The organism is Streptomyces sp. NPDC002018, assembly GCF_042890865.1.
In the GTDB taxonomy this organism is placed as follows: Bacteria; Actinomycetota; Actinomycetes; order Streptomycetales; family Streptomycetaceae; genus Streptomyces.
Map to the genome: position 1 here is coordinate 1 of NZ_JBIASO010000004.1, position 16,231 is coordinate 16,231.

A 16,231-nucleotide genomic window follows, 5' to 3' on the forward strand; every position below is an offset into this window, starting at 1 on the left:
CCGGGGTCGTGGCCTCCATCGCGGTCCACCTCGGCTTCAACGCGACCATGGCCGTGCTGACCGTCGACTCGCCCGTGACGCAGGCGGCCGTCCTGGCGGTACAGGCCGTTCTCGCGATCACCCTGCTCGCCACCCAGCGCGATCGCCGGACGGAACCGCCGCTCGTCCAGGCGGAAGCGGCCCTCCACCCCCACCAGGCCGTCACCGAACACCAGGCTGTCATCGAACACCGGGCCTTCACCGAGCACGAGGCCGTCACCGAGGTGTCGCCTCTGATCAGTCCGGCCCGAGGCTGATTGATCCGGGCGGCACACCAGAACCGTCGCACGGTGGCAACGGACCACCCGAGGCCCCTTCATGACGCCACCGCGCCGGCCGCCCCGCCCCCGCCGGACCTGGATATGACCTCGCTGTGTGGCCCCGGGCCCGGACGGATCGACAGGGCAGGCGACCTGGTGGTGGTCGACGGGGAGGTAAACTGGTCGACTCCCGAGTGCGCGGGCTCCGGGATCGACAGTTACGACATGGCTCCGGGCACGTACCCCGTCTACGCGGGGAGCGTCGATCTGGGGGACGGGGAACGCCCCGGCCAGGTTCGCTACTACGTGAACACGCTGTTCGTGGCGTTCGCCACCCCCGAGGCGATCTCCGAATCGACAGGGTACTTCGACGAATCCGCCGCTCTGCGCATCGATGCATACGCATGCCTGTGGAGCCGCAGGGCGGAACGGAAAACCCTCACGGGGCTCAGGGAGTCGATGCTGTCCCCAAAGCCCTTTCCAGGAGAGGGCCCTGGCCCAACGAGGTGACCGACCCGGATTCCGGGGCCGATGTGATGTTGTTCCCGGTGGCTGACAACAGTGTGTCCTCCATCAAGGCCCTGAACAACGACGGCGAACTCCTCGCCCTGCTCTACTTGACCTGGTCCCCCTGACAGCACCGCGACCCCAGGGCGCGGTTGGTACTGAGGGGCCAATGGGGCGGACGGCATCCCGGCCGTGGTGACGTTGCGGACCCTCGATGCGGGGACGGCCGGGGAACCGATGGCGCTGCGCGCGGACGTTCCCACCAGACCCCGGCACCGCGCCGACCGCATGCCGCTGCCACTGCCCGGCGTCGGCGCGGCGGCCGGCACCGCCGGGACCACGATCGACACCCGCCCGTGCCTCGCGTTCACCACGGCCGTCACCGGCAACGGCACCCGCATGCACGACACGTAGCGCGGAAAGAACGAGTTCTACCTGCGGCTCGCCTCTTCAGCGGCGGTGACACAGAACCCGAACATTCACGCGATCGTTTCACGATCACCCGACCCCACCGTGTGTTCGCACCAGCAGGTCGGACAAGAACCCCCAAGTTGACCGAGAAGACAGATGAGTTCGCGCCTCGCCACAGGTTCATCCCGCTGCGCCCGCCTCGCCATGGCCGCCGTCGCCATGGCCGCCCTCACCGCCACGCTCACCGCGTGCGGCCCTGAAGAGACCGGGGCTGAAGTCGGTTCTTCGTCGGCGGGCAGGGAAACGGCGAGTGGGACAGCCGACAAGGACAACGACGTCGATGGTGCCAAGGACGGCTACTGCAGCGACAGCAGTGGCGCCGACGGCGGAAAGGACAAGGACGTCGACGGCGCCAAGCAGGACCAATTCGCCAAGAAGTGTGACAACGGCGATCTGAACTTCATCCCCGCGACGTTCTCCGAGGGCAGCGGCTACCACCTCGTCACCGCTCAGGCCAAGCCCGGTGTGACCTGCTTCCTCCAGGGCCCGCCCCAGCAGGTCATGTTCGGCTCCGACCCCGACACCGTGGCCGCCGACGCCGGTCAGGGGGTCGGCGAATCGATCAAGCTCAAGGGGTCCACCGCCGCTTAGGCAGCTCGTTCCGGGTCTGGGCGGCCGAGGTCTGGGCGAGGGCGTCGAGGAGTTCGCCTGTGCCGACCAGTTGGGCGGCGGCTGCGCCCTCGTCATCGCTGTTCAGTAGGTCAAGGGCCTGGGTTGCCGTGGTGACGGCGTTGCGATGGGGGTACGAGGGTCCGCGCTGGGGCGTTGGTGCGGTGCCGGTTCCCTCGTCGTGTGGGAGGTTGCTTGCGGTGAGGCGTTGGCGGATGCGGGGAAGGGAGAGGTCGGGGGCGAGTGTGGCGCCGGAGAACCAGATGGGATCGCGGTCGGCGTTGCGGTCGCCGACGATGGCGACGGAGTAGCCGATGGCGTCGCCCGACGGTGCGATGCGCATTTTGACGCGTACACCCTCTTCTGTGAGTCGAGCGAAGAACTCGTCCTCGCTTGCGGCTCCGGCCAGGGCGGCGCGCACGTGTCCGCGCAGGCGCTCGCGGGCTGTGAGCTGGTGTCCCCTGCGGGTGGCTTTCTCTTTCTCGGCACGGGTGGGGCGTTTGGCGGCGGTATGGTCGCCCCGCTCGACACGGCTGTAGCCTCCAAGGCCTCATCAACATGGTCGCCGAACCGCGCGAGTACGGTGTCTGCTTCACCTCGCTCCACCGGAGCCTGGACGCCACCGCTCCCGGGGGGCATTTACCATGTTTTCGCCGCTCGCGCCGAGTTCGTCCGCAAATTCATCGCCGTCGGCACTAGTGGCGGCCTGGCCGCCGTCCGCGCCCGCGGCCGTGACTGCTGGCAACTTGCCATGCCTGTGCACCCCGTGCACGATGTGACGCCACGCGCACGGAACCGGTTGCCCCTGCTCCGTTGCTGGGGCCAGGATTGTCTTGGCGACGCACAGGGGGGGGCACGCATGCCACGGCGGGGATTGCTCGATGACCGCTATCGCTTGCTGCGGATGATCGGCGCGGGCGGGATGGGAGTGGTTCATGAAGCACACGACACGATGCTCGACCGCAGAGTAGCCATCAAGATTCTTTCGGCCACGGCCGCCTCGCTGGACAGTGAGGAAATGTCTGAGCGCTTTCGGCGCGAGGCTCGGGCGCTGGCACGGATCACGGGCCCCCACACTGCGGCGTTGTACGACTTTGGAGTCCTCGATGCCGCTCCATATCTCGTGATGGAGTTTCTGGACGGTGTGGACATACAAAGCCTGGTGGCCTGGCGAGGCCGACTACCGGACGCGGCAGTCGTGGCTATAAGCGCCGGTGTTTGCTCCGGCCTGGCAGCGGCGCACGCTGCAGGCGTTCTGCACCGCGACGTCAAACCGACGAATGTGCGGATCACCACCCAGGGGCGGGTGGTACTGCAAGACTTCGGGCTTGCGCGCCTGGTTGAGGACACGGCGATAACGAAGGTGGGCGCGCTGATGGGCACACCTCGGTACATGGCTCCCGAGGTCATGCGGGGTGAGCGGCCCGGCCCGGCGGGCGACCTGTATGGCCTTGGCCTGTGCATGTATCTGATGCTCACGGGTGAACCACCGCTTGATGGAGTCGAGGAGGTCGGAGCCATCGTGGAGCGCGCGATTGATGACGGGATACCACGCCTCGTCGGCAGTCACCACACGGTCGCGTTCGAACTGGCCGAGCTGGTCGACTCCCTCGCAGCCAAAGAGCCGTCCATGCGGCCGAAGGGCGCTGGCGCTGCTCTCCCTGCTCTGCTGGCAATGCAAGCTCCACCGAACATGGTGCGGCAGCTCGGCGAAATGGTGCGGGAATGTATCCGGGACGGAGCCGTCGAGTTTGTTCACAACCCCTCCGGTGCGGAAACTTCCTATCCTGAATATCTTGACGCCAGCTTCGTGTATCGCGGCCCCGGACAGCGGTCAGACCATGTGCCGCCGCTATCCCTAAGCGATATGACCCGCCAGACCGTATTGAGTAGCATGACGGCCGAGAACGCCCTGTCCCGCCAGAGAGAGGCAGTCAGTCTTGTCCTGCGCGGAGAGTTGCAGGAAGCCGTCCGAGTGCTTACCTCAGTGGTGCAGGTGTGTTCCGCAACGCTTGGGTCCGACCATCCCACAACACTCGCGAGTCAGTACTGGCAGGGCGTTTGTCTTGCAAGACTCGGTGCGAGCGGGGAAGCGCTTGCGCTGTTCTCCGGGGTTAGCGCGCGTGTAGAGCAAGGAAAGGACAGGGCAATTGTCTGAACTGGAAATACACGTCGTGGCGAACAAGCACCCCGATGGAGGTGAGGAGGACCTTCGTTCCTTGCTGCGCTGGGTGGAAGCCGATGAGTTGCTGCGGCATGAGGTGAGAAGCCGACTCGTCAGCTCTGAGGCAACGTCACGCGGTTCCATGGGAACTGGCCTTGACGTACTGCAACTGGTGATTGGCTCAGCGCTTTCGACTGGTGCACTGGCTGTCTCAGTGTTGCAGTGGCGCGACTCCAGACGCAATCGGCCGGGGCTCGTCCTCCGCAGGGGCGGCGTTGAGGTAGAGATCCCGGTGGAGAGTACGGGTGCGGACCTTGAGAGGCGCATCATCGCGCTCCTGAGCCAGGAACCGGACGGCCCAGCCGACGATGAACAGGCTTCCTGATCCCGCTGCCTCCAGGGCCGTACTCATTGGCACAAGCTCCTACCAGAACCTTGAGCAGTTGCCTGCTGTGGAGGCCAACCTTCGGGACCTATCGGATGCTTTGCGCGACGCGATGCTCTGGGGATTGCCCGAACAGCACTGTGCCGTTGTGGCAGACCCCAGCGATGCTTCCGCCATGCTCGATCCGGTGTACGGAGCGGCCGAGGAAGCCACCGACACTTTCCTGGTGTACTTCGCGGGGCATGGCCTGCGCGATGCCGACTCCGCAGACCTTTATTTGGCGTTGACCGGTTCTCGTGAGGGCACCGGCTACACAGCGGTCGCCTACGAGCACTTACGGACAGCTGTCCGCTCCTCCAGGGCCCGCCGGCGAGTGATAGTGCTCGATTGTTGCTTCAGCGGGCGCGCGGCCAGGGCTCTCGCGGGTAACACAGACGCACTGGCCCTTCAGGTGGCAGTGGACGGCGCGTACGTTCTGACGTCGTCGCCCAAAGACAGGGTGTCGCTGGCTCCCGAAGGGGAACTCCACACCGCCTTCACTGGCGAGCTGCTCCACTTGATGCGGTTGGGAGTGACAGGTGGGCCGGAACTCATCGACCTCGACACGATCTACCGTGTGCTCGACGAAAGGCTGCGGGCAAAGAGCCGGCCGCAGCCTCAGCGCTCGCAGGAGAACGACATCGGACGGCTGCCGCTGATCCGCAACCGGGCACGCGCCGACCACCGCTTTCCGGCAGGCCCGGTCCTGGATGTCGACGTTCGAGCCGCCATGGTGGCTGCCGGGCTGAAGCTGGCCCGTCTGCTGCGATCCCAGGGGCGCAACCGTGACGCTTTGCCGGTGCTGCGTTTGGCTCTTGAAGAGCAGGCACCAGAGGGAGAAAGCAACACCTTTGCCGTACAGCTTGAACTCTCGGAGGTGCTGGCCGACGCGGGCCAGATGAGAGAGGCGATCGAGGTGCTGGAACAAGCCTTCCACCAGACCCACAAGACGTTCGGCCCGGAAGCTGTACTGATCTGCCGCCGACTCGCTGACCTGCTGCAGGAGTCCGGTAACCACATTCAGGCATGTGAGGTGCTTAAACATGCCCTGGACCTGAATCAGCACGGAACGATCCGTCGGCCTGCGCTCTGACCCGCAAGGCAGGCCAGAATAGACAACGTCAGGTGAGACGCTGGTGGTCGGCCGAGAGCTGAGCGGGAGCGGCCGCGTTCGGTACGGCCGCAGACCCCCGGTACGGCAGCGGGGCCCGGACCGTGCGTCGCGGCCCTGGCCCTGCCCCGTGCGGTGCCACCCCGCGACAGTGGTGCGTCAGCTCTGTGCGGTGTCGTCGCCCGTCTGCCCGGCGCCCTCGGCTGCGCCTGCCTTCTCGCGGATCTTGCGCACCAGCTCCGCCTTCCGGTCGGCTGCTCCCTGACGGTCGAGGTTGCGGTGCGGACCATTATTCTGCCGTTCGGCGCGGGACAGCCTCTTGCGCTGGCCGCCGCCCATGCCCACGGGGTTGTTGATGTTCTTGCTCACAGTCATAGGTTCTCCCGGAATGATGTGAAGTGATCTACGGATTCATCGGTGGGGGACGGGCGCGGCCACGCCGAGGGATGTCAGCAGGGGCCCATCACGCTCTCACACGTAAATCCGCGTCCTGGCCTTCGGCCGAGTATGCGCCGTGCACGGACCTGCTGGTCATGTATCGGTGCAAGCGCGAGACATCGATCCCAACCTCCCCGATCGCCCGCGCCCCGACCGTGCCCGCCATGATCTCCAGCCGCGGGGCAATCGCGTCCAGCGCCCGGCCACCTACGGCAGGAACCCTTGTACCGTTCGGCAAGAGCATCCCGGATGTCGAGGGCCTTACCGGCCTTGAGCGCGTGACGATCCCCGGGGCGGGTGCCCGGCCGGGCCGCGGGACGGCCGGCGCGAGGCCCGCGCTGGTAAGGTTGGCTCACGCTTGCAGAGAGCCTGGGCCCGTGCCGGACAAGGCACGGGCCCCGGTCCGTTCAGGGCGCCGAAACGAGGAACCCCCATGAAGGAGAAGCAGCCGGCCTCCGGCCGCTCCGGACCCGGCAGGTCCGACCAGGGGAGGGCCCCCCGGGGCGAGCTCTCGGTGCCGGGGACACTGGCGCCTGGCCTCCCGTCGGCCGGGTCCTTCGCGGAGATGGACCTCCCGGTCGAGCTGATGGGGGTGCTGGCGGGGCTCGGGGTACGGGAGCCATTCCCGATCCAGGCGGCCACCCTGCCGAGCGCGCTGGCCGGCCGGGACGTCCTCGGCCGCGCGCGGACCGGCTCGGGAAAGACCCTCGCCTTCGGGCTTGCGCTCCTCGCACGTACGGCGGGCCGGCGCGCCGAACCGAAGCGCCCTCTCGCGCTGGTCCTGGTGCCGACAAGGGAACTCGCGCAGCAGGTGAGCGAGGCGCTGGCTCCCTACGCGGAGGCGCTCGGGCTACGCTCGGTGACTGTGGTCGGCGGGCTCGCGATCAGCCGGCAGGTGGCGGCGCTCCGGGCGGGTGCCGAGGTCGTGGTGGCGACGCCGGGACGGCTGGCCGATCTCGTCGCCCGGCGGGACTGCCACCTGGACCGGGTGCGGATCGCGGTGCTGGACGAGGCGGACCAGATGTGCGACATGGGTTTCCTGCCGCAGGTCTCGGAGACCCTGGACCGGATGCCCCCCGGCGGGCAGCGGATGCTGTTCTCCGCGACGCTCGACCGCAACGTCGATCAACTGGTCAGGCAATATCTGAGTGAGCCGGTGTTCGCCGCGGTCGACCGGGCGGAGGGCTCGGTCGCGACGATGGAGCACCACGTACTGAACGTCCATCCCGCCGACAAGTACGCGACAGCCACCGAGATCGCTGCTCGGGACGGGCGGGTGCTGATGTTCCTGGACACCAAGCACGGTGTGGATCAGTTCACCCGGCACTTGCGGAGCAGCGGCATACAGGCGGGGGCTCTGCACAGCGGGAAGTCGCAGCCGCAGCGCACGCACACGCTGGCCCAGTTCAGGGACGGCGAGATCACGGTGCTGGTGGCCACCAACGTCGCTGCCCGTGGCATCCACGTCGAGCACCTGGACCTCGTCGTCAACGTGGATCCGCCCTCCGATCCCAAGGACTACCTCCACCGCGGCGGGCGCACCGCGCGTGCCGGGGAGTCCGGCAGCGTGGTCACGCTGGTCACGCCCGGCCAGCGCCGGGACGTGAACCGGATGATGTCGGACGCCGGGATCCGGCCCACGGTCGCTCAGGTTCGCTCCGGCGAGGAGAGGCTGACCAGCATCACAGGCGCGAAGCGCCCGCCCGTGCAGGACGGGGCGAAGACCGGCAACGCGGCGTTCCGGGGGCTGGGTACCCACGCGGGCCGCCCGCCGAAGGAATCCCGCAAGGCCGCGGAGGCGCGCACGATGGCGGAGGCCCGCAAGGCCGCCCGAGCGCGCAGGGCCCACTGACGGGCGGTACGGCCGCCGCGGTCGGGAGACACAAGGAGGCACCCACTGCCTCGCATCGAGTGGAGCGTCAAGGAGTGCCGATGACGAACAGGGTCCAACGACCCCAGGAGGACGCCGAGTTCGAGTTCATCCTGGCGAGGGCGGACGTGCCGGTGCTCGCGTACTTCCACGGGGTGTGGCCCAAGGCCGCGGCAGCATGCAAGGAAATGGATCCCCTGGTGCGGGAGGTTGCCAACGCCTACCAGGGCCGACTGATCGTCGTGCGGGCCGACATCGCAAGGTGCCCCAGCCCCGTACGGCGGTACGGCGTCACCGGCGCGCCCTCCTTCGTGCTGATCGATCGGGGCGAGGCGATGGCGGCCGGGAACGGTCCGATGTCCAGGACCGCGCTCGGGGAGTTCCTGGACGCCCACCTGTGAGCAGGCCGCATACCGGCCGGCGAGGTCGCGCCCGCAGCGACCGGCCCGGGCACCATCGTGGCCGCAGATGTACAACTCTTCACCGAAACCGGCGAGTGCCCTGGTGAGGTCCTGGTGCTCGCGCAAGGCGGCTACCCGTCGTGGCTGGAAGTCTGCTCATCGAACGACGAGACCGAAGTGAACCTGGGCGCCGAGTTCAAGTTCAGTAGCGGACGGGCCTGAGTGACCGCAACTTCCGGGTGCTGATTGTCGGCGCCGGTACTTGGTGCGGGGGAGCATCCGTATCTGTACCCGCAGGAGAACGGCGATTTCAGGCGTCCGGGCCGCTGCGCGTTGAGGATCAGGGCCTCTACGGCTCTGTTGGCTGGTCATGGGCGGCGCTGGTTCCGATCGCCGTCGAGGACGGCTGCAAGGTCATCAAAATCCCGACGAAATCCACGGCTGGCATCTCCGCCACGAAAAACCTGGCCCGCTTCCTTGGGGTGCCTGATCAGGTGTTCCCACGCCGGAACGGCAGCGTGAGCACGAAGCGGCCCCGGCCGCGCAAGAGGTGGGTGGCCGTCACGTCGTCGGTCGGGGCCCCAATCCAGGACCCGGAACCGGCGATGGAACTCGTACTCGGCTTGGGTCTCGTCGGGATCTCCGGCACGGAGCATGAGACGGCGGTGTGTTGCCTCAGGAGACAGGCCGTCGAACGGTAGCGGAGAGCCCTGGCCAGAGCGAAGCCGGCCGACAGTGTCGAGCACAGCGGGGCGGAATTGCCGGACGAAGGGGCGGAAGGCTCGCGCGGAAGTCGGCCTGCCTGAGGGCTTCCGCTTCTACGACCTCCGCCACAGCGGGAACACCCTCGTTACCCAGTTGGGCGACACGTTGAAGGACGCCACGGTCCGTGCCGGCCAGTCCTCGGAGAAGGCGGCCCTGATCTACCAGCACTCGACGCTGGAGCGGCAGAAGGAGGTCGCGGCCGGACTCGACGCCCCCGTGCGCGCGGAACGGCATGGCGTGGCCGAGGCCGAGGCAAGCGGTGCGGAAGTGGTGCGCCGGGCCTGACGCTGGACTGGCCGACCGTTCGGGAGCTGACGTGACGCGGCGTCAGCGCTCCGAACCGGCGTATCGTCACGTAAAGGATGACCCCGGGGACCACATGACGATGCAGCCCGGGGTCGACCTCTTCGACGAGCGTGGCCTCGACCTGACCAGGGAACAGTTCCATGCCTCGGTGATCGACATGATCGGGCAGATGTCGGCCCGACCCGTCCGTCACGGGCCGGGCCGGTCCCCGCTCGTCAGGACTTGCTGGGCAAGTGAGTACATTGACGAGCCGTGCGGCGGAGGTATTTCCGGAGCCGACGGCTATGGGGGGAAGTATGGGCAACCGACGGCTGCATGGATGTCTCGGCACCGTGGTGGGGCTGGCTCTTGCGGTGCTTACGGCCATGCTTCTCGGCAGGGCATTGAGCGCCTGCGACGCTGGAGTGAACAATGCGGCGAACAGCACCTTCCTGCTCTTCCTCTTCATCCCATGCCTCTGGGCTGTCCTGCTCCTGGGCTGGGTGGCGGTGGGCGCCCTCCTGGGGAACCGACCGCTCCTCCACGCTCTCGCCCTCGCGGTGGTACTCCTTGGCCTTTCCTGGTGCGCCATCTCGCTTTTCTGGAGTGGCATCACATATGACTGTCCCAGCGGCGTACCCCCGTGGTGGCCAGGCTTCCTTCCCGCCCCCGGGTTCTGAGTAAGGGCCGGGGACCGGCGCTGTGGCTTCGCTCCGTTTCCAGCCTCCGCCGCTTCAAGTGGTGTAGGCCGCCGACGAGGTGCCCGTGGCCGGAGCCGGATGCGACGCTGCGGACCTGGGTCGCTCCGCCGTGGACGACGACACGGTCGGGGCCGTCCCCGGAGGAGCCGACTTCTTTCCGCTCGCCGACGACGCGGCAAAGCTGCCCAAGCGGCTGCTCAAAGCCATCAGGGAGACGGCGGTCGAGGACGATGATCCGCAAGAATCCGTGCCGGATCCGCGGCGCGGGTCGTGAGGAGGCGGACGAGCGCCCCGTCGCCACGATCGTGCAGGTCTTCGCCCTGGCCGATGTGATCGGGCTGCGCCGGCGTCTGATGGTGCTGCTCGGCGCGTTCGCCTCGATGTGTCCGGAGGAACTGGCCGAGCTGCGGCGGGGCGACATCGACCTGGGCGCCGGGTCGGTATGGGTGCGGCGTGTCGCGCCCGAGCTGAACACCGGTCATCGCGTCGTCGGGGACCCCAAGTCCCGTGCGGGTAAGCGGGAGATCGCTGCCGGCCTTCGTACACGTCGACGTGCGACGACACCTGGACTGGTTCGCCCAGCCCAGCCCGGCCCGGACGGGCTGGTGTTCATCGGCGAGAAGGGGGCGGCGCTGCGGGGGACCACCTTTGGCCGCAAGTGGCGCAGGGCGCGCGACAAGGTCGGCCTGCCCGGGGATTTCCGCTTCTACGACCTGCGGCGCACCGGCAACACTCTCGCCGCCGACACCGGCGCCAAGCTGAAGGATCTGATGGTCCGCGCGGGTCAGTCGTCCGAGAAGGCGCAGTTGATGTACCAGCACTCCACCAAGGAGCACCAGCGCAGGCTCGCTGCAGATATCGACACCACTGTGCGCCATCAGCGGGTGAAGGAGGCGGAGGGCACCGGCGAGGGCGCGACTGTCCACCCACTCGTTCCTCGTCCGCGTGACGTCGATGGACTCGTCTCGCGGGAGGCGTGACGCTTCTCTGAGCGCCGGACCGGCACTCCGCTGGTCCGGCGCTTCACGTCCGCGCAACATCCACGATCCGGCCATCATGTGGCGCAGGTCACTCGAAATGGATCTCGCGACATGAGATCGCCGGGCGCGAGCCGTCGTCCAGGGGCTTGCGCTTCTCAATTCCGCGCGATAACCGGTCCCTTATGGGACGCGAATGGCGCGCGGCCTCGAAATGGTCTAGACAACAAATAACCCCCGGGTCATCGACCTGGGGGTTTGTCGTGGAGCGGGTGACGAGAATCGAACTCGCGCTCTGAGCTTGGGAATCCCCCAGCACGTGATGCCCAGGCGTGACTCTGACCAGCGAATACGCAGTGCGGATGGTCTCCGGGCCAGGGGTCGGATGGGGCCCGTAGCGACCGCTGTTTACCCCTACGAGTGGCACGTAGTGGCACGCGCCCCGCAGGGATGCCCCGCGTGGGGTGGTCTCTTGTGGGAGGTATGCCGGTGGGGTCGGCGGCCTCGTCATCGAGGATGAATGTCCTGACCGCGGCACGCCAATGTGCGCCTACGCGGGGGCCCTGGACGGTGACCGTCGTTGGTTCCGACGTTCCGACGGCACTGCGCGCTTCGCGGGCACGCGCATAGAGGCGCGTCGGGGGCCGACAGGCCCTCGGCGGGAACGTTGAAACCGCTGCCGGGTTCATGCCGGGAAGGGACGTCGGTGGGACCTGGTACCTGGTGGCGTGCCTGCCCTCCCGTATCCGCCGTGGTGATGGCGACGTAACAAAAGCTGTTGGCCGGTGTTCGCCGATCCGGGATGATCCGCGTGTCCGGAGGCGGGGGCTTCCGTTGTCAGACCTCTCGGTCAGACTCGTGGCATGAGCGTGAGGTCAGACTTCTCCCTGGATTTGCAGCTGGGGCTTGTGCTGAATGAGGCCGTTCATCCGGATGTGAAGGGAGCTCTCGTATCAGCAAGAGATCACATGAACAGTGGGCGAGGAAGGCATCGCCGTGGCGGGAAGGTACTCATCCACCTGTTGGAGGCGGTCCGTCAACGTGCGGCGGACGTTGGCGAATGGCAGGTCGTCCGGCTGGTACAGGACTCACTGGACTATGCCGAGGGGCGGATCCTTCAACCTGACTTCCATGAGCGCCATCGCCTGTTCCAGGATGGCGTTCGTAACAAGAGGCTGCAGAAGTATGTGGGAAACGGGCTCGGGATCGAGCTCAAATACCTTGCGGAGGCAGGTCGTGAGTTCGTTGACGAGCATCCTGATGTCGGCGTGGACGATCTGATCGCCCACCTCTACTCGCTCTCGGAGGATGCGCGGTTCCTTGACGCGCCCGAGGACCGTCCGGGGCGGTATCGCTTTCTCCGCGGGCGTGCGGAGTTGGCGGTGTGGCTGCAACGTGTCCTGCAGGAGCGGGTGGACATCGAGGATCCAGCAGAAGCTGCTCGCCGAATTACCACCTCGCCGGAGGCCATTGTCCTGCTTGCCGCAGATACAGAAGGCCAGATGGTTCTCCGCGCGGCGGAGTTGCACCGGCGATCGGGCGGCCTGGCGGCCTTGCGTACGGTCGTGGAGGATCCCACGGCGTCCGAACACGCACTTCAGCGTGCCTTGGAAGGACAGCACTGGATCTTCGGCGGACGGTTCGTGGGGGAGGCGATCCATCGTCGGCTAGTGCCGGGGGACGAGGTCGATCTTCCTCTGATTCGCCATGACGGGGCTTTGCACGTCGTCGAGTTGAAGCGAGCCATGAGCCTGACCGGCCCTCTGGTGAAGAAGCACCGCGGATCGTGGATTCCTACGGCCCAAGTGCACGACGCCGTCGGTCAGGCCGTGAATTACCTGGTCGGCTTGGACGAGAACCGCCACCGGCTCCGCGAAGATCTTGGCATTGAAACCCGTCGAGCCAGCGCGATGGTGCTGATCGGGCACCCGTTGGTGCAGCCCTTCGTACCCGAGGAGTCGATCAACGAGGCGTTGCGCACACTCAACACTCACGTGAATCGCGTCGAGGTGCTCACCTACAAGGAGTTGATCGACAACGCCGAACGTTCCCTCGGCAGCACATCGGCGGCCTAACGAGCTCGTGCATGGTTGGCGGTAGCGCGCCGATACCTTGATCGTTGATCATGGTCGGTGTGGTGGAGAACCGGGCTCGTGCGGCAATCATCCATAGCCAGCGGATCACTGGGCTGACGCCCGACGTGATTGCTGAACTCGTAGCTGAGATCGGCCCCTTGTGGCACGAGCGGCATCAGTCCGGACTGGCCTCGCGGCCTCGGCGTCGGGCGGTCGGTGCCGGAGCGAGGCACAAACTGGTCTTCGTCGACCGGCTGTTGGCCACGCTGGTGCACCTCCGCCACGGGGCCACACATGACGTACTGGCCTGCTGGTTCAGCGTTGACCGCTCCACGATTACGCGTGCAATCGGTGAGGTACGGCCCCTGCTCGTTGGTTGCCGATTCCAGGGCCATGCGGGCGACCGTAGCAGTGGTGCGGCGGCCAGCAGGGGGATTCGAACCCCTCGGCGGCACCGGAGACCGGGTGTACAGGGCGGGCTGCCTTGCCAGACCGCCCCGGTAGAGCTGACCCGGAACAGGATGTGGTGCAACCGTCCGAGGGCCGTCGGTGGTCCTGTGGTCTGTGAGACCAAATCTGTCCCGGCGTCGTGCCGAACGGCGCGGCCTGCGTCTGTGGCCTGTAGGCACCGTCCTGGCCTTGACCTTCATTATCGCGATCTCCGTCGCCAGTGCGGTGTTCTTCGCCGGATGGGACCTGCTCGGTGCTCGTGGATTGAAGCCTGAGCGCCGCATCGACGCCAAGACGCTGTTCGACTTGGTGAAACTGTCCTTTGGGGTGGTCGCCGGCGCTGGAGCCTTGGTCGCGTTGGTTGTGGCCTACCGGCGCCAACGTGTCGACGAGGACGGTGCTCTGCGTGATGCCACCCGCCTGCACAACGAACGTTTCGCTGCCGCAGTCTCCCAGCTCGGCGATCAATCCGCCGCCGTGCGCCTCGGTGGTGTTCACGCCCTAGCCGGCCTCGCCGATGACGCCCCCACTCGGGACCTACGACAGACATGCATCGACGTTCTGTGCGCATATCTCCGACTCCCATACACCACCGGGGACGATCTTCCGCAGCAGGGGAATACGGATGCCCGGCACGAGTACATGGCGCTTCGGGAGGTACGGCACACCGTCATCCGTCTGATTCGGGATCGTCTCCGTCTCGCTCCCCAGCATCCCCATTCCTGGCAGGGCCATAATCTGGACTTCACCGGAGTCGTCTTCGACGGCGGCGATCTTTCGGGCGCGACGTTCTCGGGGGGCACCGTCACTTTCAAGAACGCAACCTTCAATGCGGGAGCGTTCAGCTTCGACGAGGCCGATTTCAGTGGTGCCACGGTTGACTTCCGCCTCGCAGATTTCACCTCCGGCGTGGTCACTTTCATAGGCGCGATGTTCTCCGACGGATTAATCGATTTCAACGGCGTCAGCTTTGGCGCCCACACAGCCAGCTTCGTCGGCGCAAGATTCTCTGGTGCCGAAGTCGACTTCCAGGACGCCTACTTTAGCAGCCACGTCAGCTTCGGCAGTGCAACGTTTGCTGACGGCAGGGTCAGCTACATCGGCGCAGACTTCACGGATGCCGGAGCCGATTTCCTCAACGCAAGGTTCTCGGGCGGCACAGTCGACTTTAGCGAGGCCATGTTTTCCGGACACAGCACATTCCGTCAGGCAACGTTCTCTGCCGGCACCGTCCTCTTCGACGGCGTGGACTTCTCCACCGGCAGTGTCATCTTCCCACTGGCGATCTTTTCCGGAGGCACCGTTGATTTCAGAAGAGCGACCTTTCGCGGTGGCGTCCTCGATTTCGCCGATGCCTCGGGGGACGTCCTCCCGGTTGGGCTGAATCCTTTGCCGTCCGGCGTGACGTTGCCTCAGGCGTGGCGCTCACCACTCGGCCCTTGATGAGGCGTCCATTACAACAGGTGTCGGGCTTCCGTGTGGCACAGGCGCGGCAGACGTATACGAGCCCAGGAGCACAAGACAGTCCCATTCCAGCCATGGCTCGAAGCCGACGTGCTGTCCGGTCGTTGCCACCAGTATCAGCTCGGTTGCCGAAAGCCGTTGAGCGAAGACATCTGACGGGCCCGACCATGGACAGGTCGGGCCCGTCAGCGATTGCCGATCTGGAACGCGTTTCTTCGATTGATGCTCAGGGGTCTTCGGCATAAGCGCCGAAGACCCCAGTTTGTTTGACTGTGTGGTCACCTTGCGGTGCGGACGGGACGTGCTTCGACCGTCACAGCGAGTTGCGGCCAGATGGGAGGAAGGCCGGAACCGCCAGTAGTCGAATATGCGACCGCAGAGGCACGGAGGTTGACATCGCGTCTGCAATGACGAGCCAACTCACACCGGTGTGAACCAGTTCACGTGAAATGCGTCTCGCCATTCGAGAAGCCTGGCGTGGAAACGCATCGAGGCGGTGCCGAAGATAGCTGGAACCTGGCCTCCGTCAGGGGATAGGGCTGGCGGAGGGCTGGTCAAGCCGGGAATGGTCTAGACAACAACGAAGCCCCGGGCCGCTGGCCTGGGGCTTTTGTGTGGAGCGGGTGACGAGAATCGAACTCGCGCTCTGAGCTTGGGAATCACAGGCGCTTTGTTTACTTCCTCGCAGGTCGGCGGCTTGAATGGCTGTTGGGTGTGATCTGCGGAGCCGCTGTCATGTCCTCTGGGTGGCCGTGGTTTACCGCCTCTACTGGTGCAGCAGTGGTGCGAGACAGGTGCCACTTCTCTGTCGCCGCGAACCCTCCTGGGTTGATGACGACCACGCTCGCGTTCCACCAGACCCTTGGGTTCGGCTGGTTGCGAACCCTCCTGGGTTGATGACGACGCGCGAGAGGCGCCTACTGGAGATCTACCGGGCGTTGCGTTGCGAACCCTCCTGGGTTGATGACGACCGCCGGCGGAACGTGGCGGAACGACCCGGTGTCGGTGTTGCGAACCCTCCTGGGTTGATGACGACGGCTCCAGCACAGGTTGCGGAGTCAAGGGCTGGGCGTTGCGAACCCTCCTGGGTTGATGACGACGTGCGGAAACAGGTGACTGCCCCGGGCGCGAGCCGGAGTTGCGAACCCTCCTGGGTTGATGACGACGGGTCGAACGAGGGACCGGAGATGGGACAGCAGCGCGTTGCGAACCCTCCTGGG

At 66.4% G+C, this 16,231-nt stretch carries 16 protein-coding genes, 2 pseudogenes and 1 CRISPR repeat array (1 of these 19 cut by a window edge); of the genes and pseudogenes, 16 read left to right on the forward strand and 2 right to left on the reverse strand.

Annotation, left to right across the window (positions count from 1 at the left end; genetic code table 11):
- From ACFYYH_RS07660 to ACFYYH_RS07680, 5 genes are all read left to right on the forward strand, one after another.
- Positions 1 to 296, forward strand: a 296-nt coding sequence (locus ACFYYH_RS07660; protein WP_388547298.1) for a hypothetical protein, incomplete at its 5' end; no start/stop codon positions are given.
- 105 nt (positions 297 to 401) lie between these two features.
- Positions 402 to 809 (forward strand): hypothetical protein, encoded by a 408-nt coding sequence (locus ACFYYH_RS07665; RefSeq protein ID WP_388547300.1) that lies wholly within the window; start codon positions 402 to 404, stop codon positions 807 to 809.
- Complete coding sequence (locus tag ACFYYH_RS07670; protein ID WP_388547303.1) at positions 806 to 934, forward strand: hypothetical protein; 129 nt, start codon at positions 806 to 808, stop codon at positions 932 to 934. The genes ACFYYH_RS07665 and ACFYYH_RS07670 overlap by 4 nt, the downstream gene beginning before the upstream one ends.
- 67 nt (positions 935 to 1,001) lie before the next feature.
- Positions 1,002 to 1,220, forward strand: coding sequence for a hypothetical protein (locus tag ACFYYH_RS07675; protein WP_388547306.1), 219 nt, complete (start codon positions 1,002 to 1,004; stop codon positions 1,218 to 1,220).
- Positions 1,221 to 1,373: 153 nt separating this feature from the next.
- Complete coding sequence (locus tag ACFYYH_RS07680; RefSeq protein WP_388547308.1) at positions 1,374 to 1,868, forward strand: hypothetical protein; 495 nt, start codon at positions 1,374 to 1,376, stop codon at positions 1,866 to 1,868.
- On the opposite strand, the gene ACFYYH_RS07685 is transcribed toward ACFYYH_RS07680, so the two are convergent.
- Positions 1,846 to 2,229: a hypothetical protein gene (locus tag ACFYYH_RS07685; RefSeq protein WP_388547310.1), complete on the reverse strand. Its 384-nt coding sequence runs from the start codon at positions 2,227 to 2,229 to the stop codon at positions 1,846 to 1,848. The genes ACFYYH_RS07680 and ACFYYH_RS07685 overlap by 23 nt on opposite strands.
- Before the next feature lie 516 nt (positions 2,230 to 2,745).
- Between ACFYYH_RS07685 and ACFYYH_RS07690 the strand changes: the two genes are divergently transcribed.
- Genes ACFYYH_RS07690 through ACFYYH_RS07700 form a run of 3 tightly spaced genes read left to right on the forward strand, consistent with a single transcriptional unit; the run spans position 2,746 to position 5,567 of the window.
- Complete coding sequence (locus ACFYYH_RS07690; protein WP_388547313.1) at positions 2,746 to 4,044, forward strand: serine/threonine-protein kinase; 1,299 nt, start codon at positions 2,746 to 2,748, stop codon at positions 4,042 to 4,044.
- Positions 4,037 to 4,435, forward strand: coding sequence for a hypothetical protein (locus ACFYYH_RS07695; RefSeq protein WP_388547316.1), 399 nt, complete (start codon positions 4,037 to 4,039; stop codon positions 4,433 to 4,435). The genes ACFYYH_RS07690 and ACFYYH_RS07695 overlap by 8 nt, the downstream gene beginning before the upstream one ends.
- Positions 4,419 to 5,567, forward strand: coding sequence for a caspase family protein (locus ACFYYH_RS07700; protein WP_388547318.1), 1,149 nt, complete (start codon positions 4,419 to 4,421; stop codon positions 5,565 to 5,567). The genes ACFYYH_RS07695 and ACFYYH_RS07700 overlap by 17 nt, the downstream gene beginning before the upstream one ends.
- Positions 5,568 to 5,744: 177 nt before the next feature.
- On the opposite strand, the gene ACFYYH_RS07705 is transcribed toward ACFYYH_RS07700, so the two are convergent.
- The gene (locus ACFYYH_RS07705) at positions 5,745 to 5,960 is read right to left on the reverse strand and encodes a DUF6243 family protein (RefSeq protein WP_388547321.1); all 216 of its coding nucleotides are present in this window, start codon (positions 5,958 to 5,960) and stop codon (positions 5,745 to 5,747) included.
- Positions 5,961 to 6,456: 496 nt separating this feature from the next.
- Here ACFYYH_RS07705 and ACFYYH_RS07710 point away from each other — a divergent pair, with 496 nt between their 5' ends.
- The 8 genes and pseudogenes from ACFYYH_RS07710 (at position 6,457) to ACFYYH_RS07745 (ending at position 14,990) form a co-directional block, all read left to right on the forward strand.
- Positions 6,457 to 7,875, forward strand: coding sequence for a DEAD/DEAH box helicase (locus tag ACFYYH_RS07710; RefSeq protein WP_388547323.1), 1,419 nt, complete (start codon positions 6,457 to 6,459; stop codon positions 7,873 to 7,875).
- 80 nt (positions 7,876 to 7,955) lie between these two features.
- Entirely contained in the window at positions 7,956 to 8,294 is a 339-nt protein-coding gene (locus ACFYYH_RS07715; RefSeq protein ID WP_388547326.1) for a thioredoxin family protein, read from the forward strand.
- A 57-nt stretch (positions 8,295 to 8,351) separates the two neighbouring features.
- Positions 8,352 to 8,516 (forward strand): hypothetical protein, encoded by a 165-nt coding sequence (locus tag ACFYYH_RS07720; protein WP_388547329.1) that lies wholly within the window; start codon positions 8,352 to 8,354, stop codon positions 8,514 to 8,516.
- A gap of 495 nt (positions 8,517 to 9,011) precedes the next feature.
- Positions 9,012 to 9,344, forward strand: a pseudogene (locus tag ACFYYH_RS07725) (site-specific integrase); the annotation flags it as partial.
- 891 nt (positions 9,345 to 10,235) lie between these two features.
- Positions 10,236 to 11,025: pseudogene (locus ACFYYH_RS07730) on the forward strand (tyrosine-type recombinase/integrase); the annotation flags it as partial.
- Between the two features lie 860 nt (positions 11,026 to 11,885).
- Positions 11,886 to 13,097: a Shedu anti-phage system protein SduA domain-containing protein gene (locus tag ACFYYH_RS07735; RefSeq protein ID WP_388547331.1), complete on the forward strand. Its 1,212-nt coding sequence runs from the start codon at positions 11,886 to 11,888 to the stop codon at positions 13,095 to 13,097.
- Positions 13,098 to 13,147: 50 nt separating this feature from the next.
- Positions 13,148 to 13,822, forward strand: a complete 675-nt coding sequence (locus ACFYYH_RS07740) for a transposase family protein (protein WP_388547334.1) — start codon at positions 13,148 to 13,150, stop codon at positions 13,820 to 13,822.
- Positions 13,737 to 14,990, forward strand: a complete 1,254-nt coding sequence (locus ACFYYH_RS07745; protein WP_388547337.1) for a pentapeptide repeat-containing protein — start codon at positions 13,737 to 13,739, stop codon at positions 14,988 to 14,990. The genes ACFYYH_RS07740 and ACFYYH_RS07745 overlap by 86 nt, the downstream gene beginning before the upstream one ends.
- Before the next feature lie 831 nt (positions 14,991 to 15,821).
- Positions 15,822 to 16,231: direct repeats of the CRISPR family, unit length 29 nt; unit sequence GTTGCGAACCCTCCTGGGTTGATGACGAC (it continues 271 nt past the right edge of the window).